The 21,056-nt window shown below is 61.8% G+C and carries 22 protein-coding genes; 10 read left to right on the top strand and 12 right to left on the bottom strand.

The features are described 5' to 3' along the window. Nucleotides 1-4: 4 nt before the first annotated feature. Nucleotides 5-907 carry a LysR family transcriptional regulator gene (locus tag AACU78_RS17380; RefSeq protein ID WP_106577295.1) on the top strand — a complete coding sequence of 301 codons (903 nt, stop codon included), beginning with the start codon at nt 5-7 and terminating at the stop codon, nt 905-907. On the opposite strand, the gene AACU78_RS17375 is transcribed toward AACU78_RS17380, so the two are convergent. Together AACU78_RS17375 and AACU78_RS17370 are read right to left on the bottom strand one after the other, a co-directional pair. Then, nucleotides 899-1,657, bottom strand: coding sequence for a substrate-binding domain-containing protein (locus AACU78_RS17375; RefSeq protein WP_106577294.1), 759 nt, complete (start codon nt 1,655-1,657; stop codon nt 899-901). The two genes, AACU78_RS17380 and AACU78_RS17375, sit on opposite strands and share 9 nt — an antisense overlap. Then, on the bottom strand, nt 1,657-2,961 hold the full coding sequence (locus tag AACU78_RS17370; protein ID WP_106576988.1) for an MFS transporter: 1,305 nt from the start codon (nt 2,959-2,961) through the stop codon (nt 1,657-1,659). The genes AACU78_RS17375 and AACU78_RS17370 overlap by 1 nt, the downstream gene beginning before the upstream one ends. 198 nt (nt 2,962-3,159) lie before the next feature. On the opposite strand from AACU78_RS17370, the gene AACU78_RS17365 reads away from it, so the two are divergent. Continuing rightward, nucleotides 3,160-3,306 carry a hypothetical protein gene (locus tag AACU78_RS17365; RefSeq protein WP_164487912.1) on the top strand — a complete coding sequence of 49 codons (147 nt, stop codon included), beginning with the start codon at nt 3,160-3,162 and terminating at the stop codon, nt 3,304-3,306. A gap of 125 nt (nt 3,307-3,431) precedes the next feature. On the opposite strand, the gene AACU78_RS17360 is transcribed toward AACU78_RS17365, so the two are convergent. Together AACU78_RS17360 and AACU78_RS17355 are read right to left on the bottom strand one after the other, a co-directional pair. Continuing rightward, a complete protein-coding gene (locus tag AACU78_RS17360) occupies nt 3,432-3,824 on the bottom strand; it encodes a VOC family protein (protein ID WP_106576986.1) in 393 nt (130 codons plus the stop codon). Between the two features lie 42 nt (nt 3,825-3,866). Next, a complete protein-coding gene (locus tag AACU78_RS17355) occupies nt 3,867-4,046 on the bottom strand; it encodes a hypothetical protein (protein WP_106576985.1) in 180 nt (59 codons plus the stop codon). 129 nt (nt 4,047-4,175) lie between these two features. On the opposite strand from AACU78_RS17355, the gene AACU78_RS17350 reads away from it, so the two are divergent. From AACU78_RS17350 to AACU78_RS17340, 3 genes are all read left to right on the top strand, one after another. Further along, nucleotides 4,176-5,111 (top strand): LysR substrate-binding domain-containing protein, encoded by a 936-nt coding sequence (locus AACU78_RS17350; RefSeq protein ID WP_106576984.1) that lies wholly within the window; start codon nt 4,176-4,178, stop codon nt 5,109-5,111. Between the two features lie 26 nt (nt 5,112-5,137). Further along, nucleotides 5,138-6,325: a low temperature requirement protein A gene (locus AACU78_RS17345; protein ID WP_106576983.1), complete on the top strand. Its 1,188-nt coding sequence runs from the start codon at nt 5,138-5,140 to the stop codon at nt 6,323-6,325. Between the two features lie 71 nt (nt 6,326-6,396). Continuing rightward, nucleotides 6,397-6,759 (top strand): 5-carboxymethyl-2-hydroxymuconate Delta-isomerase, encoded by a 363-nt coding sequence (locus tag AACU78_RS17340; protein WP_106577293.1) that lies wholly within the window; start codon nt 6,397-6,399, stop codon nt 6,757-6,759. 3 nt (nt 6,760-6,762) lie between these two features. On the opposite strand, the gene AACU78_RS17335 is transcribed toward AACU78_RS17340, so the two are convergent. The 4 genes from AACU78_RS17335 to AACU78_RS17320 form a co-directional block, all read right to left on the bottom strand. Continuing rightward, nucleotides 6,763-7,698: a LysR family transcriptional regulator gene (locus AACU78_RS17335; RefSeq protein WP_106577292.1), complete on the bottom strand. Its 936-nt coding sequence runs from the start codon at nt 7,696-7,698 to the stop codon at nt 6,763-6,765. 137 nt (nt 7,699-7,835) lie between these two features. Continuing rightward, nucleotides 7,836-9,023 (bottom strand): cyanate transporter, encoded by a 1,188-nt coding sequence (locus AACU78_RS17330; RefSeq protein ID WP_106576982.1) that lies wholly within the window; start codon nt 9,021-9,023, stop codon nt 7,836-7,838. A gap of 219 nt (nt 9,024-9,242) precedes the next feature. After that, nucleotides 9,243-10,685: an aldehyde dehydrogenase family protein gene (locus AACU78_RS17325; protein WP_106576981.1), complete on the bottom strand. Its 1,443-nt coding sequence runs from the start codon at nt 10,683-10,685 to the stop codon at nt 9,243-9,245. Next, nucleotides 10,682-12,307, bottom strand: a complete 1,626-nt coding sequence (locus AACU78_RS17320; RefSeq protein WP_106576980.1) for a 5-guanidino-2-oxopentanoate decarboxylase — start codon at nt 12,305-12,307, stop codon at nt 10,682-10,684. The genes AACU78_RS17325 and AACU78_RS17320 overlap by 4 nt, the downstream gene beginning before the upstream one ends. 110 nt (nt 12,308-12,417) lie before the next feature. Between AACU78_RS17320 and AACU78_RS17315 the strand changes: the two genes are divergently transcribed. Next, entirely contained in the window at nt 12,418-13,290 is an 873-nt protein-coding gene (locus AACU78_RS17315) for a LysR substrate-binding domain-containing protein (RefSeq protein WP_106576979.1), read from the top strand. A 135-nt stretch (nt 13,291-13,425) separates the two neighbouring features. Here AACU78_RS17315 and AACU78_RS17310 read toward each other — a convergent pair whose 3' ends face one another. Then, complete coding sequence (locus tag AACU78_RS17310) at nt 13,426-14,040, bottom strand: NAD(P)-dependent oxidoreductase (protein ID WP_106576978.1); 615 nt, start codon at nt 14,038-14,040, stop codon at nt 13,426-13,428. 33 nt (nt 14,041-14,073) lie between these two features. Next, nucleotides 14,074-14,940, bottom strand: a complete 867-nt coding sequence (locus AACU78_RS17305) for an MBL fold metallo-hydrolase (RefSeq protein WP_106576977.1) — start codon at nt 14,938-14,940, stop codon at nt 14,074-14,076. Between the two features lie 104 nt (nt 14,941-15,044). On the opposite strand from AACU78_RS17305, the gene AACU78_RS17300 reads away from it, so the two are divergent. Beyond that, the gene (locus AACU78_RS17300; RefSeq protein ID WP_106576976.1) at nt 15,045-15,950 is read left to right on the top strand and encodes a LysR family transcriptional regulator; all 906 of its coding nucleotides are present in this window, start codon (nt 15,045-15,047) and stop codon (nt 15,948-15,950) included. 99 nt (nt 15,951-16,049) lie between these two features. After that, complete coding sequence (locus AACU78_RS17295; RefSeq protein ID WP_164487913.1) at nt 16,050-16,226, top strand: hypothetical protein; 177 nt, start codon at nt 16,050-16,052, stop codon at nt 16,224-16,226. Here the strand turns inward: AACU78_RS17295 and AACU78_RS17290 are convergent. Further along, nucleotides 16,219-17,103: a helix-turn-helix domain-containing protein gene (locus tag AACU78_RS17290; protein WP_106576975.1), complete on the bottom strand. Its 885-nt coding sequence runs from the start codon at nt 17,101-17,103 to the stop codon at nt 16,219-16,221. The two genes, AACU78_RS17295 and AACU78_RS17290, sit on opposite strands and share 8 nt — an antisense overlap. A 180-nt stretch (nt 17,104-17,283) precedes the next feature. Here AACU78_RS17290 and pobA point away from each other — a divergent pair, with 180 nt between their 5' ends. Further along, nucleotides 17,284-18,477: a 4-hydroxybenzoate 3-monooxygenase gene (gene pobA / locus AACU78_RS17285; protein ID WP_106576974.1), complete on the top strand. Its 1,194-nt coding sequence runs from the start codon at nt 17,284-17,286 to the stop codon at nt 18,475-18,477. A 67-nt stretch (nt 18,478-18,544) separates the two neighbouring features. Next, nucleotides 18,545-20,062 (top strand): MDR family MFS transporter, encoded by a 1,518-nt coding sequence (locus AACU78_RS17280; RefSeq protein ID WP_106577291.1) that lies wholly within the window; start codon nt 18,545-18,547, stop codon nt 20,060-20,062. A 131-nt stretch (nt 20,063-20,193) separates the two neighbouring features. On the opposite strand, the gene AACU78_RS17275 is transcribed toward AACU78_RS17280, so the two are convergent. Continuing rightward, nucleotides 20,194-21,030 carry a cache domain-containing protein gene (locus AACU78_RS17275; protein ID WP_106576973.1) on the bottom strand — a complete coding sequence of 279 codons (837 nt, stop codon included), beginning with the start codon at nt 21,028-21,030 and terminating at the stop codon, nt 20,194-20,196. Nucleotides 21,031-21,056 lie beyond the last annotated feature (26 nt).

Below are 21,056 nucleotides of genomic sequence, written 5' to 3'. Positions count from 1 at the left end.
TCCCGTGATCATCAACTTCGACCTCAACGACCTCCAGGCTTTTCGCGCCGTGGTAGACAAGGGCAGTTTTCGCGGCGCCGCCGAAGCCATCCGCATCTCGCAGCCGGCGCTGAGCCGGCGCATCGAAAAGCTCGAATCCGCCCTCGAGGTGAAGTTGTTCGAACGCACCACGCGGCGGGTCAGCCTGACCATGGTCGGTCGGGCGTTCTTGCCGCAAGTGGAGCGCATGCTCGACGACCTCGATGTCGCCTTGATGGGCATCAGTAACGTGGCGTCCACGCGCATGGGCAACGTGACCATTGCCTGCGTGCCGTCCACCGCTTACTACTTCATGCCCCACGTGATCTCCGAATTCCACAAGCTGTACCCCAAGATTCGCCTGCGCGTACTGGACGCCAGCGCCGGCGAGGTGTGCAACGCGGTGGAAAGTGGCGAGGCGGATTTTGGCGTGAGTTTCAGTGGCAGTCTGGCCGACGAAGTGGAATTTGAACTGTTATTGCAGGAGCGCTACGTCCTCGCCTGTCGGCGTGATCATCCGTTGGCCGAGCGCGAGAGCGTGACCTGGGCCGAGGCCTACGAGCACGATTACATCACCGTGGACAAAACCTCGGGCAACCGCTTCCTGCTGGACCAGGCGCTGCGTGGGGTGCGGGTGAAAAAACCGAGTATTTGCGAGACCCACCACGTGACCACGATGATTGGCTTGGTGGAGGCAGGGCTGGGCGTGGCGATGGTGCCGTCGATTGCGATGCCGGCGGGCACGCACCCGATTCTGGTAAGCGTGCCGCTGGTAGAACCGCAGGTGATGCGCAATGTGGGCTTGATCAAGCGCCGCGGGCGGACGTTGCCGCCGGCGGCGCTGGAATTGGAACGGTTGGTGCGGGAGATGCCGTTTCGGTCAGTGTGATACCGAGTCCAACCCGGTGGATTGCACCAGCGGTTGCGCCTCGGGCGAGGCCAGGTACTGCAACAGTGCCTTGGCCTGCGCCGGATGTTGGGCGTTGACCGGAATGCCCGCCGCAAAGCGCGTCACCGATTGCACGTCCTCCGGGATCTTGCCGACGTAAGTCACGCCCGGCACCGGCAGCAATTCCGCCACCTGCTGCAGGCCCACCTCGTATTCACCCTTGGCGACCACCGACGCCACCGGGATGCGCTCGATCATCTTGCCCTTGGCGGGCATGCCGAGCTTTTTGAACAGCTCCTTCTCGACATACACACCGCTGGCGCTGTCCGAATACGCCACGGACTTGGCCTGGCTCAGCACCGCTTTCAACTCGGCATCGGTGCCAATCGCCGGCTTCGCGGCGCCTTGCCTGACCACCAGGCCGATGCGCGAATCGGCCAGTTCCACCCGCGACGCCTTGTCGACCTTGCCCTGCTTGATCAAGTCATCCAGGGCATAGCCCACCATGATCACCACGTCGGCGTGTTCGCCACGGGCCAGGCGGTTGGGAATCGCTTCCGGCGCCTTGCCCATGGACGGGCCGAGAATGGTGTCGAGGGTGTCGCCGCTTTGCCGGGCGTACTGCGGGCCCAGCAGTTTATAGGCGGCGGTGAAACCACCGGAGGTCATCACCTTGAGTTCTTCGGCCTGGGCCGTCAGCGCCAAAGCGCCGAGGACCAGGGCGGTCAGGGTTTTGCACAGCGGCTTGATCATGCGGCCCCCTGCATCACCTGCCCGCGGGTATTGGCGCGGCGGTACAACGCGAGGGTCGAGCACAGCGCGCACAACGCGGCAAACATCATCCAGTAGGCCGGCGAGGCCTTGTCTTCGGTGATGTGAATGAACCAGGTGGAGATCGCCGGTGTGAAACCGCCAAAGATCGCTGTCGCCAGGCTATAGGCCAGCGAGAAGCCCGCCACGCGCACTTCCACCGGCATGATTTCGGTCAGCGCCGGGATCATCGCGCCGTTGTACATGCCGTACAGGAACGAGAACCACAGCAGGGTTTCCAGCATGTGGCCAAAACTTGGTGCGTTGACCACAAACGACAGTGCCGGGTAAGCGGTGATCACGGTCAGTACGGTCATCGCCACCAGCACCGGCTTGCGGCCGAAACGGTCACTCAGGGTGCCGCCGATCGGCAGCCAGACAAAGTTCGACACGGCCACCAGCAAGGTCACCAGCAGGGCGTCGGAGGTGCTCAGTTGCAGCACGGTCTTGCCGAAGGTCGGGGCGTACACGGTAATCAGGTAGAACGCGGTGGTGGTCATGGCCACCATCAGCATGCCGCCGATCACCACGGTCCAGTTCTTCACCAGGGTCGCCAGCACTTCGCGCATGGTCGGGCGATGCTTGCGGTTGGCGAACTCTTCGGTTTCCTGCAGGTTACGACGCAGCAAAAAGATGAACGGGATAATCACGCAGCCGATGGCAAACGGAATACGCCAGCCCCAATCGGCAACCACGGCCGGTTGCATCCACACGTTCAGGCCGTAACCCAATGCGGCGGCGACCACGATGGAAATCTGTTGGCTGCCCGACTGCCAGCTGGTGTAGAACCCTTTGCGGCCCGGGGTGGCCATTTCGGAAAGGTAAACCGACACACCGCCCAGCTCCGCACCGGCAGAGAAGCCTTGCAGCAAGCGACCCAACAGCACCAGCAACGGCGCCCACAGGCCGATGGTTTGGTAACCCGGCACCAACACGATCAACAGCGTACCGCTGGCCATGATCGACAGGGTCACGATCAACCCTTTGCGGCGACCGACGTCATCGATATAGGCACCCAGAATGATCGCGCCCAACGGTCGCATCAGGAAGCCCGCGCCGAACACGGCGAAGGTCATCATTAATGACGCAAACTCATTAGCGGCGGGGAAGAACGCGGCGGCGATGTAGGTGGCGTAGAAGCCGAACAGAAAGAAGTCGAACTGTTCGAGGAAGTTGCCCGAAGTAACGCGGAATACCGCACCAACTTTCGAGCGGGCAGAGTCGGGCCGGGAAGGGCTAGTCATGGTTTTGTGTCTCCAGCGTTCTTTTTAAAGTGCTTGTTTCGCTTAAGACCGCGGATAGTGGCTGACACATTTAGAAATGATAAGTGAGTAATTTGGATGCATTGATGCGTCCTGGCTATCAATCGCTGCTGGCGTCCAAAATCTCGCCACTGTTCTATGCTTGACGCTGTGACCAATTCTTACGGATGGGAGGTGGCAATGGCTGACAAACACGAGCACCGGGATGAGCACGCGCATGAGCAACCTCGGCGGCAGCCTGAAGAGGAAAAGCCGCAGACCTGGAAGCATCCGGACGATGGTACGGAGCTTTCCGAGCGAGATCAGGAGCGGCCGCTCAAGCCCTGATTGAATGAGCGAACGCAGTCTAAAGGTGGGAGCGGGCTTGCTCGCGAAGGCAATGTGTCAGTAACCAACAAGCTCACTGATTCACCGCCTTCGCGAGCAAGTCCGCTCCTACATCGGCGCTACGTTCAGCCTACGATTGGCGTGCACAATTCCACCAGCGTGCCATCCGGGCAGCGCACATACGACACCACCTGGCCCCAAGGCTTGGTGGCGGGTGGCGCCAGCTCCGTCGCGCCGTGGGCCAGCGCTTTGGCATGGGCGACGAACACGTCTTCAGTCATGAACCCGACCTCCATCCCCAGCGGCCTTTTAGAGGCATGCGCCTGGACATGACCACCGTCGAAATTCAATTCGCCCAACTCATGCGCCGCAAACGAGAGCGTGGTGTCGCCGGTTTCAAGCTCGCCGTAAGTGCCGGATTCATGCAGGAAACGGCGACTGAAGCCGAAGGCCTTCTCGAAAAACATCAGAGAGGCGGCAACGTCGGGTACATAGATGATGGTGTAGGCAAATTTCACGATCAGGCGGTCCTTGCTGAAAGAGTGGATGAATGAAATGGCTCATGACAGCAGCACGGAGACGGGAACCCCCCACGCCAACACCACAAACGCGATCACGGTTGCCAGGCACAGGCCGACAAACACCCGCGTCAGCGTTCTCACCGTGGGGTTGGCGATCCCCTTGACTACCCAGAGACAGAACCCGGCCACCACAATGGCCAAGGCAATAATGAACAGCACGATGGTGTTCCTGTGGCCTTCAAGCGCTGATTTATAATCCCAAAGCCGTCCGATGAACAGTGTTCACATAGACGCAGCCCCGCGGGCTTTCTAAACTGCGGCTTGTCTTGGGGAAAGGGGCAGGTGCCGATGAATCGCAATGAATTACGCAAGGCCGACATCAACCTGATGGTGGTCTTCGAAGCACTGATGCTCGAGCGCAATGTCACGCGGGTGGCGGAGAAGCTGTTTCTCGGTCAACCGACCATCAGTTCGGCCCTCAACCGTTTGCGCACATTGTTCAATGACCCGCTGTTTATTCGCGTCGGCCACCGTATGGAACCCACCGCGCGCGCCGAGGAGATCATTCAGCACCTGTCGCCGGCCCTGGATTCACTGTCGTCGGCCCTGAGCCTGACCCACGATTTCGATCCCACCCAGAGCACCATGACCTTTCGCATCGGTTTGTCCGACGACGTCGAGTTCGGCCTGCTGCCGCCCCTGCTGCGGGCGTTGCGCCAGGAAGCGCCGTTGGTGGTGTTTGTGGTGCAGCATGTGGATTACTGGCGCATCCCTGACCTGCTGGCGTCCGGCGATATCACCGTCGGCATCACCCAGACCCGCGGCCTGCCGGCGAATGCCAAACGTAAACTGCTGCGGCATATCCGCCCCTGCCTGCTGCGCGCCGACGCCTCGGATAAACCGCTGACCCTCGACGAATATTGCGCACGCCCTCATGTGCTGGTGTCCCACACCGCCAACGTGTCCGGGTTTGCCGATGAATGGCTGGCCGAAATTGGCCGCAAGCGCCATGTGGTGCTGTCGGTGCCGCAATACAGTGCGCTGCCGGCACTGCTCGCCGGCACTGACATGATCGCCAGCTTGCCGGACTACACCGCCCAGGCCATGGCCGCTGGCGGCAACCTGTTCTGCGAACCGTTTCCGTTCGAAACCCCGACCCTGGACTTGTCCATGGTCTGGCTCAGCCACGTCGACACCGACCCGGCGGAACGCTGGATGCGCTCGCGGCTGGAAGCGTTCATGAGCGAGCGCGACATGCTGCCGGTGCTGGCGACAAAATCTTGAGATAGCCCCTTCAGGGAGTGCCACCGATGATTCCATCCCGTTCCTTGCTGCGTGGGCGCGGCAGTCATGACAGTGGCAAAGTCGGCATGGTCGAGCTGTTTTTCGACTTGGTGTTCGTGTTCGCCGTGACCCAATTGTCCCATTCGCTGTTGGCGCATCTGACCCTGGACGGGGCGGTGCAGGTGGCGCTGATGATGGTTGCGGTGTGGTGGGTGTGGATCTTCACGTCGTGGATCACCAACTGGCTCGATCCAGAAAAAATCCCGATACGCCTCGGCCTGTTCGGCTTGATGGTGGCCGGTCTGCTGCTGTCTTCCTCGATCCCCAAGGCTTTTACCGACCGAGGTGTACTGTTTGCCGGCGCCTACGTATTCATGCAGGTAGGACGCACGCTGTTTGCATTGTGGGCAGTGCGTGGCGAGTCGCTGAACATGATTCGCAATTTTCAGCGAATCCTGGCGTGGATGCTGTGTTCCGGCGTGTTCTGGATCACCGGCAGCCTGCTCGAAGGTCAACAGCGCCTGGCTTTCTGGGCGCTGGCGCTGTTGATCGAACTGGTATCGCCGTCGGTGTATTTCTGGGTACCGGGCCTGGGGCGTTCGACCCTGGCGGACTGGAACGTCGAAGGCAACCACATGGCCGAACGCTGCGGCCTGTTTGTGATCATTGCCCTTGGCGAATCATTGCTGGTGACCGGCGCCACCTTTGCCGAATTGCCCTGGAGCGTAGAAGGCCTGGGCGCATTCCTGGTGGCGGTGGTGGGCAGCATTGCGCTGTGGTGGATCTATTTCGACAGCGGTGCCGAGCGCGCCCATCACCGGATTGCCAGCTCTGCCGACCCGGGCCGCCAGGCGCGGATTGCCTATACCTACCTGCACGTGCTGATCGTCGCCGGCATCATTGTCAGCGCGGTGGCCGACGAACTGGTGCTGGTGCATCCGGGCCATGCCAGCCAGGCCGGCGTGGTGGCGATCATCGCCGGTCCATGGTTGTTTCTAGTGGGCAGCGCCTTGTTCAAGTGGGTGATGAGTGACCGGTCATTGCCACCGCTGTCGCACCTCGGCGGGTTGCTGATGTTGCTGGTGGTGTTGCCGCTTGGGTTGCAGCAGGTGTTTTCGGCCTTGGTGCTGGGCGCGCTGACCACGGCGGTGTTGGTGATCGTGGCCGTTTGGGAAAACCGTGCGCTGCGCAGCCTGAACGAAGTTTCACACTGAAAGCGTTCTGATTCGGTTCGGCTGCGTGCTATATGTATCGCTCTTTTTCCTACAACTATTCGGAGCTTTTCATGCCGCACCTGCACCTGGAATACACCGCCAATCTGACCGGTCTGGCCGTCGAGAAAACCCTGTTGCGGCTCAACAATGTGCTGATGGCGTCCGGGCAGTTCGGTTCCGAGTTCGATATCAAAAGCCGCGCCGTCAAGGTTGAGACGTTCCAGGTCGGCACCTCACTCAACCCGCGTGGGTTTATTGCGCTGAAGCTGTCACTGCTCAGCGGGCGCTCGCCGCAGGTCAAGAAGCAGTTGTCGGAAAGCCTGTTGGCGGCGTTGCAGGACCAGGGCGAATGGCCGGCGAATATTCAGGTTCAACTCAGCGTCCTGCTGGTCGACATGGACCGCGATTCCTACAGCAAAGTGGCGATTGGCTGAGGGCTACAATAACCCCTGATCGGCGCACACCTTCACCACTTGCTCACGAAACCAGGTATTGGCACTGTCCTGGCCGCTGGTTTCGTTCCACTGCATGTCCAGGGTGAAGCCCGGCAGCCCGTTGGGCGCCTCGCAATGGCCAAACACGCTGGCGGGCGCCAAGAGCTTTTGCACACGGCGCGGCAAGGTGACGATGAAGTCGGTGCCGGTGATCATCTTCAACGCGGCGCTGTAACTGTTGGCCCTGGCGACCACTTGGCGCGTGTGGGCCTGGCGTGCCAGCCAGCCGTCGATCATGTTGGTGTGGGAGGTCCAGGGCGTGGGAAACACGTGCCGCCGCTCGACGAAAGATTGCAGGCTGAACGCCGGCTCGCGCGGGGTCGCGCGTTTATCGAACACACACACCAAGTCATCTTCCAGCAGCATCTGGACCTTGAAGTCTTTGTGGGCGCGGTGAAAGTTCGGACCGAAACAAATCACCAGGTCGAGGCGACCTTCGCGCAAGTCCTCGGCGGGAATCTCGGTTTCCAGCTTTTGCACATTGACGATCACTGGCAGGTCGGCGCGGTCGAAGTTCTTCAACAGGCGCGGCAGGATCAGTTGCTCAAAGTACTCCGGCGCGCACACGTTGAACGTCACGGCCTTCTGCGTCGGGTCGAAGGTCTGGCCACCGGCGTGGCACAGGTTGATGCTCTCGAGGATCTTCTGCACATGCCCGTACATGGTCGTGGCTTTGTACGTAGGCCGCATGCCTGCCCGCGTGTTGATAAACAGCTCATCCTCAAAACTGGTGCGCAGTTTCTTCAGGCTGTAACTCACAGTGGACTGGCTGACGAACAGCGTTTCAGACACCTCGGTAACGCTGCTCTGGTCGTAGACGGCGATGAACACCATCAAGTCCTGCATATCGAGCTTTCTGAGCAAATTACTGTTTAGCATCCGTTCCATCCGGTAAGCCTTGGCACTGAGGCAGCGCGCGACAAGGGCAAAAGCTTAACGGAACGGTCGTGCCATTAGAAAGCTCTGTAGGGCGTTTCTATGTTTGGTGTGGGACAAAAAATGTTGGCAATACGACGTCAGCGGATATGTCGTGCGTAATGCTTCGGATTGAAACGCGTGACGATCAGCAGCATCACCCCAATCACGGCGGTCAGTGACCACCAGGCCCATTCGAAGCTGCCGAGTTGGTCGCGAATCATCCCGGCAATAAGTGGCGACAAGCCAGCAATCAGGTAGCCGATGCCTTGCACAAACGCAGTCAGGCCGCCGGCGCGGCGCGGGTTGTCCAAGTGGTCGAGGGACAGGATCAGGCTCATCGGAAACAGACCGCCAATGCCCAGGCCCAGCAGGCAAGGCCACAGCAGGCTCAGGTATTGAGGGCTGAGAATAAGGCCGCAAAAACCGCAGATGATCAGCACCAGCAACACCGCGACTACCCCGCGTTTATCCTGACGGCGGTTGGCGATGGCCGGGGTGATCAGGCCTGACACGACTTCCATGGCGGTCAGGAACCCCAGCAGCAGGCCGGCCTGTTGTTCGCTCCAGCCTTGCTCCACGTAGTACGGCGCCAGCCACGCCAGCACGCAGGTGTAGGAGGCGGTGCCGAGGCCGAAAAAAATCGCCAGCAACCATGCGCGACGATTGCCGAAAAACGATTCCTGCGCGCCGGCACCGGCCTGGGGCAGTGGCGGCATTGCCGAACGCTGGGCGTACCAGAACACCAGCGCCAATAGCGCAAGCGCCGCCCAGATGGCCAGGCCGATACGCCAGCTGCCGGTCTGCACCTGCACGAGCGGCGCGAACGAAGCGGCCAGTGCCGCGCCCCCCATGATGGCGGTGACGTACAGGCCCATGAACAGCGAGACGTTGGCGCTGAAGCGCGTCTTGATCAGCGCCGGCATCAACGCCTGGATCATCGCGATACCGACGCCGGCAGCGATGGCGCTGACGATCAACGCCGACGCCGAATCCACAAACAGTCGCGACAGCGTGGCCAAGCCAATCACCAGCAGTGACAGCACAATGCTGCGGTGCTCGCCCACGCGTTTACCCAGGCCCATGCCAAAGAACATCGCCAGACCCATGGCCATGACCGGCAGCATGGTCAGCAGCGCGGCGCTGCTGAAACTCAACGGCACATCGCCGCGAATCGATGACAACAGTGGACCGACGGCGGCCATCGACGGGCGCAGGTTAAGGGCGACCAGTACGACGCTGATCATCAGCCAGACGGCGGTGGCGGGCGTTGCGCGAACGTTTTCCATGGGTGGACCTTGAAGAGACAAGGGCGAATCAGGCCACGCAGGGGAGAGGGGAGCAAATCAGAAAATCGTTGGGGCTATCTAAAAATTGCAGGTGACTGGCACGCAGCGATTCCAAATGTGGGAGCGGGCTTGCTCGCGAATGCAGTGTGTCATTCGCAGATTCATTGCCTGATGCGCCGCTTTCGCGAGCAAGCCCGCTCCCACAAGGGATCTGCGTCGCTAGAGGGCGCGGATCACATGTTTGATCTCCTGAAACGCCGCCAAGCCCCACGGGCCCAACTCGCGGCCGATGCTGCTCTGCTTGTAACCACCCCACGCCGTTTGCGGGAAGATCACCTGCGGCGCGTTGATCCACACGAGCCCGGCCTGCAAGGCATTGGCCACGCGTTCGGCGGTGTCGACATCGGCGCTCACCACACTGGCGACCAGGCCGAAATCGCTGTCATTGGCCAGGGCAATGGCTTCCTCGGCAGTGGTAAAACGTCGGACACACAGCACCGGGCCGAAGATCTCCTCGTTCCACAAGGCGCTGTTCAACGGCACATCGGTAAACACGGTCGGGCGAATGAAATAGCCCTTCGCCAGGTCGGCCGGTCGTTCACCACCGCACAGCAAACGCGCGCCGTCTGCGATGCCTCGCTGAATATGCCCCAGCACTCGTTGATACTGCGCACGGTTGATCAACGCACCCATTTGCACCTCATCGGCAAACGGGTCTGCCACGCGAATCCCCTCGGCCCGTGTCTGCAAACGCTGCAGGAACGCGTCCGCCAGGCTGTCAGCCACCAGCACGCGGCTGGTGGCCGAACACATCTGCCCGGCGTTGAAAAAGCCACCCCCACAGGCCAGCTCCACCGCCAGGTCAAGGTCGGCGTCCGCGAGCACCAGCAACGCCGATTTACCACCCAGCTCAAGGCTTACACCCTTGATGGTTTCTGCCGCGCGCTGCATCACTTGCACGCCGACGGCGTTACTGCCGGTGAAGGAAATCTTCGCCACGCGGCGGTCTGCGGCCAGCGGTGCGCCAACCGCCAGGCCCGTGCCGCAGACCAGGTTGAACACACCCGCCGGCAGCCCTGCCTGGGCAATAATTTGCGCCAGTTGTAACTCCGCCAACGGCGTGACTTCCGATGGCTTGAGCACCACGCAACATCCGGCCGCCAGGGCCGGGGCGAGCTTCCAGGCGGTGGTCACCATCGGGAAATTCCACGGCACAATCAGCCCGACCACACCACAGGGCTCACGGCGCAGGCGTGCGCTGAAGTCCTCGCCGGGCAGTGCCACCGGGCGGTCTTGCGCGGCGTCCATGTCGTCGCACATGCCGGCGTAGTAGTCGAAGGTGGCGATCACATCGTCCACATCAATGCCGGCCTCAAACAGCGGCTTGCCATTGTTGCTCGACTGCAACTGCATCAGCTGGTCGCGCTGGGCGCTCACGCCCTGGGCGATCTTACGCAGCACGGCGCCGCGGTCACGGCCGGTGCTTTTCGACCAGTCGATGAACGCCGCGCTGGCCGCCGCCACCGCGTGGGCCACGGTGCTCGCGTCGCCCACGCTGACGTGGGCCAGGGTGGCTTCGGTGGCGGGGTTGATCACCTCGATAACATCATGGCCTGCGCGCCATCCGCCCGCGATGTACACACCGTTCAATACTGCGTTCATACCGCTACCTCCTGCATCCACAGCCCCTGGTCGATTTCTATCAGCGTCGGTCCCTGGCGATCAGCGGCGGCGCGCAATGCCGTGCGCAGCTGCGCGATACCCTGAATGCTCTCGGCGGCGCAGCCCAAGGCTTTGGCCACACCGATAAAGTCCGGGGTGTAGATGTCCACACCGACCGGCTCGATGGCGCGGTTGAGCATGTACTTCTTGATCTCCTCGTAACCCTGGTTATTCCACAGCAGCACGATGACCGGCACGCGCGCCTCGACCGCGCTGGCCAGTTCCGGCAGGCTGAATTGCAGGCCACCGTCGCCGATCAGGCACACCACCGGTTGCCCGTCGCCGCGTCCCAGCCAGGCGCCAATCGCTGCGGGCAGCGCGTAGCCCAAGGTGCCGTAGCCGGTGGAGGAATTGAACCAGCGGCGTGGTTGGTCGAGGTTCAGCGTCAGGTTGCCGCTGTACACCGGTTGGGTGGAGTCGCCCACCAGCACGGCGCCGGGCAGTTGCGCCAGCACGGTGTTGAGAAACAGGGTTTGCGCGCGGGTGGCGGCGTCCCAGGTGGGCGTCAATTCAGCCCACAGACGTGCGACGCGTGCGCTGCCCCAGTCGGGGGCGCGATCGCCCGATACCTGGGTGTCCAGCGCGGCCAACAAGGCTTGGGCTGCGATCTGCGCATCGGCCACCAGTGCGACCTGAGGCGGGTAATTGCGCACGGTCTGGTCGGGGTCGATATCGATGCGCAGCAGCGTGCCGGGAATCTCGAACCCCCCGGCGAAGGTCACGTCGTAATCGGTTTCCGCCAGCTCGGTGCCGATGGCCAGCACCACATCGGCTTCGGCGACCAGGGCGCGGGTGGCGACCAGCGTCTGGGTCGAGCCGATCAGCAACGGGTGCGCGGCCGGCAGCATGCCCTTGGCGTTGATGGTCAGGGCCACCGGTGCGCCCAGCCGTTCGGCCAGGCGCGTCAATTCGGCGGCCGCCTCGATGGCGCCGCCGCCGGCCAGGATCAGCGGGCGTTTTGCTGCCGCCAGCCACTGGCTCATCTGCTTCACCGCCGCCGGTGCGGCACCGGCGCGCGCCACGCTGACCGGCTCGCTGCCGAGCAGGGCATCGGCGTTTTCGACCAGTACATCCAGCGGAATCTCGATGTGCACCGGGCGCGGTCGACCGGCCTGGAACAGCGCAAACGCGCGCGCCAGCACGCCAGGCAACTCCGCCGCCGACATCAAGGTGTGCGAGAACGCCGCCACGCCCGCGATCATCGCGCTCTGGTTCGCCAGCTCATGCAGCTTGCCGCGCCCGCCACCCAATTGGCTGCGCGATTGCACACTGGAAATCACCAGCATCGGGATCGAGTCGGCATAGGCCTGGCCCATGGCGGTGGTGATGTTGGTCATGCCGGGGCCGGTGATGATGAAACACACGCCGGGTTTACCGCGGGTGCGTGCATAGCCGTCGGCCATGAAGCCTGCGCCCTGTTCGTGGCGCGGGGTGACATGGCGGATGCTCGAGCGCGCCAGGCCACGGTACAACTCCACGGTGTGCACGCCGGGAATGCCGAACACCTGGTCTACGCCGTAGCGTTCCAGGAGGTTGACCAATACTTCGCCGCAGGTCGCCATACATGTCGCTCTTGTTATGGATTCGAGGCGCTATTGGAGCGGCTGGCCGGTAGCGCCAACAATCGATAAAAAGTCATACTAGCCATGTCTCCACGTCATGGTTGCGCCCGATGAAACGCTTGCCACCGCTGCCCGCGCTGCACACCTTCTGGGTCACGGCCCAGTGCTGCAACTTCACCCGCGCCGCCGAGCAACTGCACATCACCCAAGGTGCGGTGAGCCGGCAGATTGCCGGGCTCGAAAACCATTTGGGCTATGCCTTGTTCCAGCGCCAGGCGCGGGGCTTGAGCCTGACCGAAGAAGGGCGCGAGTGGTCGCTGCGGGCGCAGCAGGTGTTTGGCTTGATCGGTGACGCGGTGGAGCAGATCGGCAGCCGCCGCCAGACCCTGCAACTCAAGGCCTCCACCTGCGTAATGCGCTGGCTGCTGCCGCGCCTGATGCAGTGGCAACTGGAGCGCCCGGACGTGCCGGTGGAACTCACCACCACGGTGGCCTACACCGTGGACTTTCGTCGCGAGCAATTCGACGCGGCGGTGATCTATGCGCCCATCGCCGAGCAGTCGGCGCAGGCGCGGCATTTATTCGATGAACAACTCACCCCGGTCTGCGCGCCGGCGTTGCTGGCCAGCCTGCACACACCGGCTGATCTGCAGCGACAGGTGCTGCTGCACCCCACGCGGGACGAGCGCGATTGGGCGTTGTGGCTGAAGGCTGCGAATACGCGCTTGAGCAACCTGGCCCAGGGGCATCATTTTGAGACGCTGGACCTGGCAATGACGGTGGCGTCCCAGGGCTCGGGAGTGGCGATTGGCGACAGCGCGTTGATTGGCGAGGATGTGAAGGCGGGGCGGTTGGCGACACCGTTTGAACTGCGCGTGCCGACGGGGATGGGGTATTACCTGGTGTATCCGCCGGGAATTGAGCCGTCTACTGGATTAGTCGCCTTGATGGAGTGGTTGGTAAGCCAGGCACAACCGTCGTAACACCGAAGACCCGAATGTGGGAGGAGGCTTGTGTGGGAGCGGGCTTGCCTGCGATGCAGGCACCTCGGTGTGTCAGTCATGCCGCGGTGATGCTATCGCAGGCAAGCCAGCTCCCACAGTTTTAACCGTGTCGGTTCAGTAGCCGACGGTGAAACGCTGGCGCGAGTGCTTCGGCGACTCAACCTCGTCGATCAACGCGATGGCGTAGTCCGCAAAGCTGATCCAGCTGCGCCCTTCAGCGCTCACCAGCAAGTCATCCTGGCCGACACGGAATTTGCCGGTGCGCTCAGTCTCAACGAACTCCGCCGACGGCGACAGAAAGGTCCAGTCCAGCTCTTTTTCCTGACGCAGCGCATCAAGAAACTCAGCGCCGGCGCTGGCTTCGGCCTTGTACTCTGCCGGGAAGCCAGGGCTGTCGATGACTCGGCTGCCCTCCGGCAACAACAATGAACCTGCACCGCCGACCACCAGCAGGCGTTTCACCCCGGCGTGCTTCACCGGGCCGATCACGGCACTGGCCGGCAGTGTGGCGAAGTGCGCCGCACTGATCACCACGTCGTTGCCGCTGACAGCCTGTTGCAAGGCGTTGGCATCCAGGGCGTCGACCTGTTTGACGGTGACGCCCGGGCGTGCGGCCAGCGTGCCGGTATTACGCGCAATGGCGGTGACGGTATGCCCACGACGCAGCGCTTCTTCCAGCAGTTGGCTACCGGCGCGGCCGGTGGCACCAATGATTGCGATCTTGCTCATGACGTTCTCCAGTACGTTAAGGTTTAAAACCATTCACCACTTCATTTCGCCCTTGGCGACTTTGGCACCGAGTTCCAGGCTGCTCTCATCTTCAAGTTTCGGGTAACGTTTTTTCATGGCCGCGATCAGCGCAGTCGAATCCTTGGCCTTGGCGGTTTCCTCATCGAACGCTTTGATATAGCCCGCGGTGAATGCCACGGACTGCACAGTCGGCGTACCCAGGTAATGACCTGGAATCACGGTGCGCGGTTTCAAGTCTTCGATGCGTTGCAAGGTTGCCAGCCAGTCGGCGTGGGACTGAGCGGTTTGCGTATCGGCCATCCACACGTGGGTGTTCTCGAAGACCACAACGCCGCCCACCACGGCCTTGATCGATGGGATCCACACAAACGTGCGGTCCGGCTGCGGGCCGTCCAGGCCGACCACTTCCAGCGTCTTGCCTTCCAGGGTCAGGCTATGGCCTTGGAGCACCTGCGGGATGATGGCTTTGGCCGGTTTGTCGGCACCCAGCTTAGGGCCCCAGAACGCGAGTTTCTGCTCGGCGGTGGCCTTGATATGGTCGACCACCGGCTGGGTGGCTACCACCTTGGCGGTGGGGAATGCCTGCGTCAGGACGTCGAGGCCGAAGTAGTAATCCGGGTCGCCGTCACTGACGTAGAGGGTGGTCAGGCGCTTGCCGCTGGCGCGAATCTTTGTCACCAGTTGCTCGGCTTGGGCATTGCCGAATTGCGCGTTCACCAAAATGACGTCGTGCTCGCCGCTGACCAGTACCGAGCTGACGGGCATCATTGCCGAGGTGCCAGGGTTGTAGGCGTCCAGCGTCAGATCGGCCGCCGCGGCATGGGCGGCGAACGCCAGGGCGGCCATGGCCGTGGCCAATCGTTTAAGCGTCGAGATCATGTGCAACTCCAGCGGCAGGTAAGGGATGCACAGAGCTTAGTTGCACTAAACGTCACAAAAAATGCCATGCTTGAACATAGTTTGTTTCTGAAAGCGTGCAAATCATGGATCGTCTTCAAGCAATGCGGGTGTTTATCACGGTCGTTGACCTGGGAAGCCAGTCGGCGGCTGCGGATCAGCTGGACCTGTCGCGGCCGGTCGTTTCACGTTATCTGGCGGAGCTTGAGGATTGGGTGGGCGCGCGGCTGATGCATCGCACCACGCGCAAGCTCAGTCTCACCGCAGCGGGCAGCGAAATGCTGCCCCGAGCGCGGCAGATGCTGGAGTTGTGCAACGACATGCAGGCGGCCGTCAGCGAGCCGGACGAAGCGCCGCGTGGTCAGCTACGGCTGAGTGTCAGCAGCTCATTCGGCCAGGCGCAATTGGCGGACGCCGTGGCCGAGTTCGTCAAGCGCAACCCGTTGGTCAGTATCGATCTGCAGATGCTCGACCGTACGGTAAACCTGGTGGATGAGCGGATCGACCTGGCGATTCGCACCAGTTTTGAGCTGGACCCCAACCTGATCGCTCGCAAGCTGACGCTCTGCCGCTCGGTCATTTGCGCGTCCCCGGCGTACCTGGTGGAACATCCGCGCCCGCAACACGTGCACGACCTGGCGAAGCACAACTGCCTGACGCACACCTACTTCGGCAAAAGCCTGTGGCATTTCACAGAAAACGCTGAGCCAGTGTCGGTGGCGGTGCAGGGCAATATCAGCGCTAACGAGGCGACCGCCCTGTTACGGGTGACGTTGGCGGGGGCAGGGGTGGCGCGGCTCCCCAGTTATCAGGCGGGGGATTACATCCGCAGTGGCGAACTGATCCGTTTGCTGCCCGAGGCAGAGCCCCAGCAAATGAATGTCTACGCGGTGTACGCCTCGCGCAAGCACATGCCGTTGGCGCTGCGCAGCCTGCTGGATTTTCTGGTGCTGCGCTTTCCTGAGGAGCCGGTGTGGGATGTCGGCCTTTGAAGCCGACATAAAGATGTTGAATGGCGTCCAATAATGGCAACTCTTGCTGACTGACCTATGCTTTAAACAGCACCGAGTCGATCCGTTCAGAGGTGTGCCATGACTCTAAAAATCAGAAAGTACCTGATGATTTTCATCCTGTGCGCCCTGGCTACCGCGCTGTACGGCACGGCTGCCTATCGGGTTGAACAGACCCGCATGCAGCCGACCTTTGCGGTCAGTTGCCATCAGGACATGTGCCTGCCGCGTACCGGCAGTTTCAGCGCGCTCAGGTAGGCTGTTCGGCCTTCAACTGCTCGCGGAACGCTTTGGGCGAAAACCCGACCCGCCGACGAAACAGTCGCGAGAAGTTGGTCGGGTCGGAAAACCCCAGCACTTGCGACATCTCATTGATGGTCATGCTGGTGTAAGTCAGCAGGCGCTTGGCTTCCAGCAACTGGCGGTCATGCATGATCTGCAGCGCAGGTTGGCCACCCAATTCCCGACACGTGCCGTTCAGGTGTGAGACCGAGATGCCCAGCTTGTGGGCCAGGTCTTCGATCTTGGGGTGCTCGCGGTAATGCTGTTCGACCAGTTGGGTAAAGCGCCGGAAATATTCACGCCCTCGCGGCGCACGCGCGTGGCGGCGCTGGATGGCCTGGCGGCTGATCCACACCAGCAGCACGCTGACCAAGGCGTGCATCATCATGTCGCGCGCCGGTTGCTCATCGGCGTATTCATCTTGCAGGCGCGCAAACAGGCTATTGAGGTAGTCGCTGTCCTTGCCTGCCGGGTAGTTGCCCAGGGCTTGCAAGCCGTCCACCGCCGAGCCCAGCTGCGCCTGCAAATGGCTGACCAGCGGCGCTGACAGCGTGACGATGAACCCTTCGACATCTTCGGCAAACCGAAACCCATGCACACACAAGGGCGGCAGCACCTGCAAGGTCGCCTCGTTGAGTGTGGTGCGCTGACCTTCGATTTCCAGTTGCGCCTGACCTTTATGCACGTACAACAACTGGCACAAGTCCGCGTGCCGGTGGGGCTGGATTTCCCACTGGTATTCCCGACTGCGCCGGGAAATGGTTTCACAGTGCAACAAATCGGGCGTCGGCCATTGCTGGCTTTCCCCGTAAAGCTTGAAGACCGGAATCGCGGTACTGGCAGTTTTGGTCATGGTTTCAATCCGATACTCAGGATAGTGGTTCGGTAATCGCCCCGATTGGCAAAAAGCGCAGGCTTTGTCTCAGTTTTCACCTTCTTATGGCGGTCACTCAAGTGAAAAATGTCAGCAACAAGATCAATGACAACTCTTTCACCTTATCCGTTCGGATGAGCCTCGCGGACCCTAAAAATAATGAAAACGCTGAAAACCCAAGTCGCCATTATTGGCGCCGGTCCCTCCGGACTGTTGCTCGGTCAACTGCTGCACAACGCGGGTATCCAGACCCTGGTGCTAGAGCGCCAGCGTGCCGATTACGTGCAAGGCCGCATCCGTGCCGGGGTGCTGGAACAAGGCATGGTCGACCTGCTGCGCGAAGCCGGCGTGAGCCAGCGCATGGACGCCGAAGGCTTGGTGCATGACGGTTTCGAGCTGGCGCTCAATGGCCAGCTCAGCCATATCGACCTCAAGGGCTTGACCGGCGGCCAGTCGGTGATGATCTACGGCCAGACCGAAGTGACCCGCGACCTGATGCAAGCGCGCGAAGCCGCCGGCGCCCTTACGCTGTACGAAGCGCACAACGTGCAGCCCCATGACCTTAAAAGTGATCGACCGTGGCTGACCTTCGAGCATCAGGGCGAAGCCTTTCGTCTGGAGTGCGACTATATCGCCGGCTGTGATGGTTTCCACGGCGTGGCGCGCCAATCCATTCCGGCTGATTCGTTAAAGGTTTTCGAGCGCATTTACCCTTTTGGTTGGCTGGGCATCCTCGCCGACACGCCACCGGTGCATGCCGAACTGGTCTACGCCAGGCATCCGCGCGGCTTTGCGCTGTGCAGCATGCGTTCGCCGACCCGCAGCCGTTATTACCTGCAAGTGCCGGCTGAAACGGCACTGGATGAATGGTCGGATGAGCGTTTCTGGGATGAGCTGAAAACCCGCCTGCCCAGCGCCTTGGCCGCACAGTTGGTGACCGGGCCGTCCATCGAGAAAAGCATCGCGCCGCTGCGCAGCTTTGTGGTGGAGCCGATGCAATACGGGCGGCTGTTCCTGCTCGGGGATGCGGCGCATATCGTGCCGCCGACCGGGGCCAAGGGGTTGAACCTGGCGGCCAGTGACGTGAATACGCTGTTTCGCATCCTGCTCAAGGTGTATCGCGAGGGGCGCGTGGACTTATTGCAGCAATACTCGGCGATCTGCCTGCGCCGGGTGTGGAAGGCCGAGCGGTTTTCCTGGTGGATGACCTCCATGCTGCACCAGTTTGCGGACGCGGATGGCTTCAGCCAGCGCATCGCCGAGAGTGAGCTGGCGTATTTCGTCGATTCGCAGGCAGGGCGCACAACCATTGCAGAAAATTACGTCGGGCTTGCTTACGAAGCTATCGAGTAGCCTGCTATCGTATCGAGCATTCCCACGGGCCCTTTCTGCCCCGTGGGCCTTGCTCGAAGGTTCTGCCGTGACCAACCTCAACCAGCCCACCCAACCCGTTCCCGCCGTGCGCAGTGTGCTCGCCGCCTTGATGATGGCGATCTTCCTCGGCGCGCTGGACCAGACCATCGTCGCCGTGTCCATGCCGGCCATCTCCGCGCAGTTCCATGACGTCAACCTGCTGGCCTGGGTGATCTCCGGCTACATGGTGGCGATGACGGTGGCGGTGCCGATTTACGGCAAGCTCGGTGACTTGTACGGGCGTCGCCCGATGATGCTGATCGGCATGGGCGTGTTCACGCTGGCGTCGCTGTTTTGCGCCATGGCGCAAAACATGGAGCAACTGGTGCTGGCGCGCATTCTGCAGGGCATCGGTGCCGGCGGGATGATCTCGGTGAGCCAGGCGATCATTGGTGACATCATTCCACCGCGCGAGCGCGGGCGTTATCAGGGTTATTTCAGCAGCATGTACGCGGTGGCCAGCGTGGCCGGGCCGGTGCTTGGCGGGTACATGACCGAGTATCTGTCCTGGCGTTGGGTATTTCTGATCAACCTGCCGCTGGGCGCTGGCGCCTGGTATGTGGCGCATCGCACGCTGGTCGGGTTGCCGGTGCCGCAGCGCAAGCCGATCATCGATTATGTCGGCACCTTGCTGATGATCATCGGCCTCACGGCCTTGCTGCTGGGCATCACCGAAATCGGCCAGGGCCATCATTGGCGCGACCAGCAAGTGCTCGGGCTGCTGGTGTGTGCGGGCGTGGCGCTGACGGTGTTTGTCTGGCATGAACGCCGCGCGCGCGAGCCTTTGCTGCCGATGCACCTGTTCGCCAATCGCAGCGCCGTGTTGTGTTGGTGCACGATTTTTTTCACCAGTTTTCAGGCGATTTCCCTGACGGTGTTGATGCCGCTGCGGTATCAGACGGTGACCGGTTCGGGCGCGGACAGCGCCGCGCTGCACCTGCTGCCGCTGGCGTTCGGCCTGCCGGTGGGGGCTTATTTTGCCGGGCGCATGACCTCGGTGACCGGGCGCTATAAGCCCATGATTCTGAGCGGGGCGTTGTTGAGCCCGTTCGCCATTCTGGGCATGGCCTACAGTGCGCCGCAGGCGGTCGGGATGACGGCGGTGTTCATGTTGCTGTGTGGGATTGCGGCGGGGATGCAGTTCCCGACGTCGCTGGTGGGAACGCAGAATTCGGTCGAGCAGCGCGACATTGGCGTGGCGACCAGCACCACCAACCTGTTTCGCTCCCTGGGCGGGGCCGTTGGCGTAGCCTGCATGTCGGCCTTGTTGCTGGCGCTGTTGCAGGATTCGAGCTTTGCGCATTTGGCCAGCGGCGCGCTGGTGGCCGAAGGCAGTTCCGGCAACGTTTTGCTGGACGGCTTGAACGCCGCGCCCGGCCCGGCGCAGGATGCCCTGCGCGGGGAGTTGGCGGTGACGTTCCGGCACTTGCTGATGGTGAGTGCGGCGGTGTCGTTGCTGGGGTTGGCTGCAGCAATAGCGATGCCAAACCGAGTGCTGCGTGGGCGTGAAGACAAGGCCAAGTAACTGCCCGATGATGATCAAACTGTGGGAGCCGGCGTGCCTGCGAAAGCGGTGTATCAGTGCCGACTATGCCAACTGACCCGCCGCTTTCGCAGGCAAGCCAGCTCCCACAGGTGACTGCATTTCAATGTTGATCAGGGGCTGTAATACCCGACCGCCACCATGAAATGCCCGGCCTTGCGCACATACGCGTGTTTGTTCTCGACCTTGTCGGTCACCGGGTTTTTCCAGCGGTACTTGTACTCACCCTGATCCTGCTCGGCCATCAGCTTCAAAATCGGCTCGCCCACCGGCTTGCCGTCCGGGTCCCTGATCTTGGCGAAGTCGGTGTCCACCAGCCGCAGGTTGGTGCCGTGGGCCACATAGCGCCCGGTATTCAGGTCGACCACGAACACGTACAGGTCATCCTGCAGGAAGTCGCCCTGCAACGAATTGATCGCCTTGAGCGTGCCGGCTTCATCCTTGACCAGTGCTTTCACCGCCTTGTCGCGCAAACCGCGAGCCTGCTCTGGCGTGGCGCGTGGCAGGTAATACCCGACGGCCAGAATCCGCTCGCCGATCCGCTGATAAAACACGTGCTTGTGCTCAACCTTGCCGTCGTTCCAGTTCTGCCAGCGATAATCGGCCTGCTGGATGCCCTGGCCTTCGGGCACCGCCAGCGCTTTTTTGAATGAGGCTTGCAAGTCAGGCCCGAGCAACTCGGACACATCGCGGCCGATCAAGGCCGAGGAAGGCCCGCCACTGGCCAGCAACACGCCCTGGGTGTCGACCACAAACACATAACGGTCATGGTCGACAAACTCCCCTTGGCGACTGAACGCGGCAAACGCCTTGTCGCCGTTGCTCTGGTAATAGGCCAGGGCCTTGGTCAGCAGCGCCTTGGCGGCGTGGGCGTCCTCCTCCTGAGTGGCCGCGTGCACCTGGCTGCAACACAACAGCAGCAGCCAGGTGATTCGGAGCAATCCCTTCATTACTCATCCCTCGTTATTGTTTGATG

The sequence above is a fragment of the Pseudomonas sp. R9.37 genome, assembly GCF_963878885.1.
Lineage (GTDB): Bacteria > Pseudomonadota > Gammaproteobacteria > Pseudomonadales > Pseudomonadaceae > Aquipseudomonas.
The sequence above is the reverse complement of the archived record's forward strand: the minus strand, read 5'-3'. Positions and strand labels throughout refer to the sequence as shown.

Excerpts from the sequence above, each read along its gene's own strand:
- AACU78_RS17350 (WP_106576984.1), top strand. The coding sequence starts at position 4,176 with ATGAATCGCAATGAATTACGCAAGGCCGACATCAACCTGATGGTGGTC.
- AACU78_RS17325 (WP_106576981.1), bottom strand. The coding sequence starts at position 10,685 with ATGAACGCAGTATTGAACGGTGTGTACATCGCGGGCGGATGGCGCGCA.
- AACU78_RS17335 (WP_106577292.1), bottom strand. The coding sequence starts at position 7,698 with ATGCTAAACAGTAATTTGCTCAGAAAGCTCGATATGCAGGACTTGATG.
- AACU78_RS17295 (WP_164487913.1), top strand. The coding sequence starts at position 16,050 with ATGACTCTAAAAATCAGAAAGTACCTGATGATTTTCATCCTGTGCGCC.
- AACU78_RS17290 (WP_106576975.1), bottom strand. The coding sequence starts at position 17,103 with ATGACCAAAACTGCCAGTACCGCGATTCCGGTCTTCAAGCTTTACGGG.
- AACU78_RS17320 (WP_106576980.1), bottom strand. The coding sequence starts at position 12,307 with ATGGCGACCTGCGGCGAAGTATTGGTCAACCTCCTGGAACGCTACGGC.
- AACU78_RS17300 (WP_106576976.1), top strand. The coding sequence starts at position 15,045 with ATGGATCGTCTTCAAGCAATGCGGGTGTTTATCACGGTCGTTGACCTG.
- AACU78_RS17315 (WP_106576979.1), top strand. The coding sequence starts at position 12,418 with ATGAAACGCTTGCCACCGCTGCCCGCGCTGCACACCTTCTGGGTCACG.
- AACU78_RS17370 (WP_106576988.1), bottom strand. The coding sequence starts at position 2,961 with ATGACTAGCCCTTCCCGGCCCGACTCTGCCCGCTCGAAAGTTGGTGCG.
- AACU78_RS17275 (WP_106576973.1), bottom strand. The coding sequence starts at position 21,030 with ATGAAGGGATTGCTCCGAATCACCTGGCTGCTGCTGTTGTGTTGCAGC.
- AACU78_RS17305 (WP_106576977.1), bottom strand. The coding sequence starts at position 14,940 with ATGATCTCGACGCTTAAACGATTGGCCACGGCCATGGCCGCCCTGGCG.
- AACU78_RS17365 (WP_164487912.1), top strand. The coding sequence starts at position 3,160 with ATGGCTGACAAACACGAGCACCGGGATGAGCACGCGCATGAGCAACCT.
- AACU78_RS17330 (WP_106576982.1), bottom strand. The coding sequence starts at position 9,023 with ATGGAAAACGTTCGCGCAACGCCCGCCACCGCCGTCTGGCTGATGATC.
- AACU78_RS17345 (WP_106576983.1), top strand. The coding sequence starts at position 5,138 with ATGATTCCATCCCGTTCCTTGCTGCGTGGGCGCGGCAGTCATGACAGT.
- pobA (WP_106576974.1), top strand. The coding sequence starts at position 17,284 with ATGAAAACGCTGAAAACCCAAGTCGCCATTATTGGCGCCGGTCCCTCC.
- AACU78_RS17340 (WP_106577293.1), top strand. The coding sequence starts at position 6,397 with ATGCCGCACCTGCACCTGGAATACACCGCCAATCTGACCGGTCTGGCC.
- AACU78_RS17310 (WP_106576978.1), bottom strand. The coding sequence starts at position 14,040 with ATGAGCAAGATCGCAATCATTGGTGCCACCGGCCGCGCCGGTAGCCAA.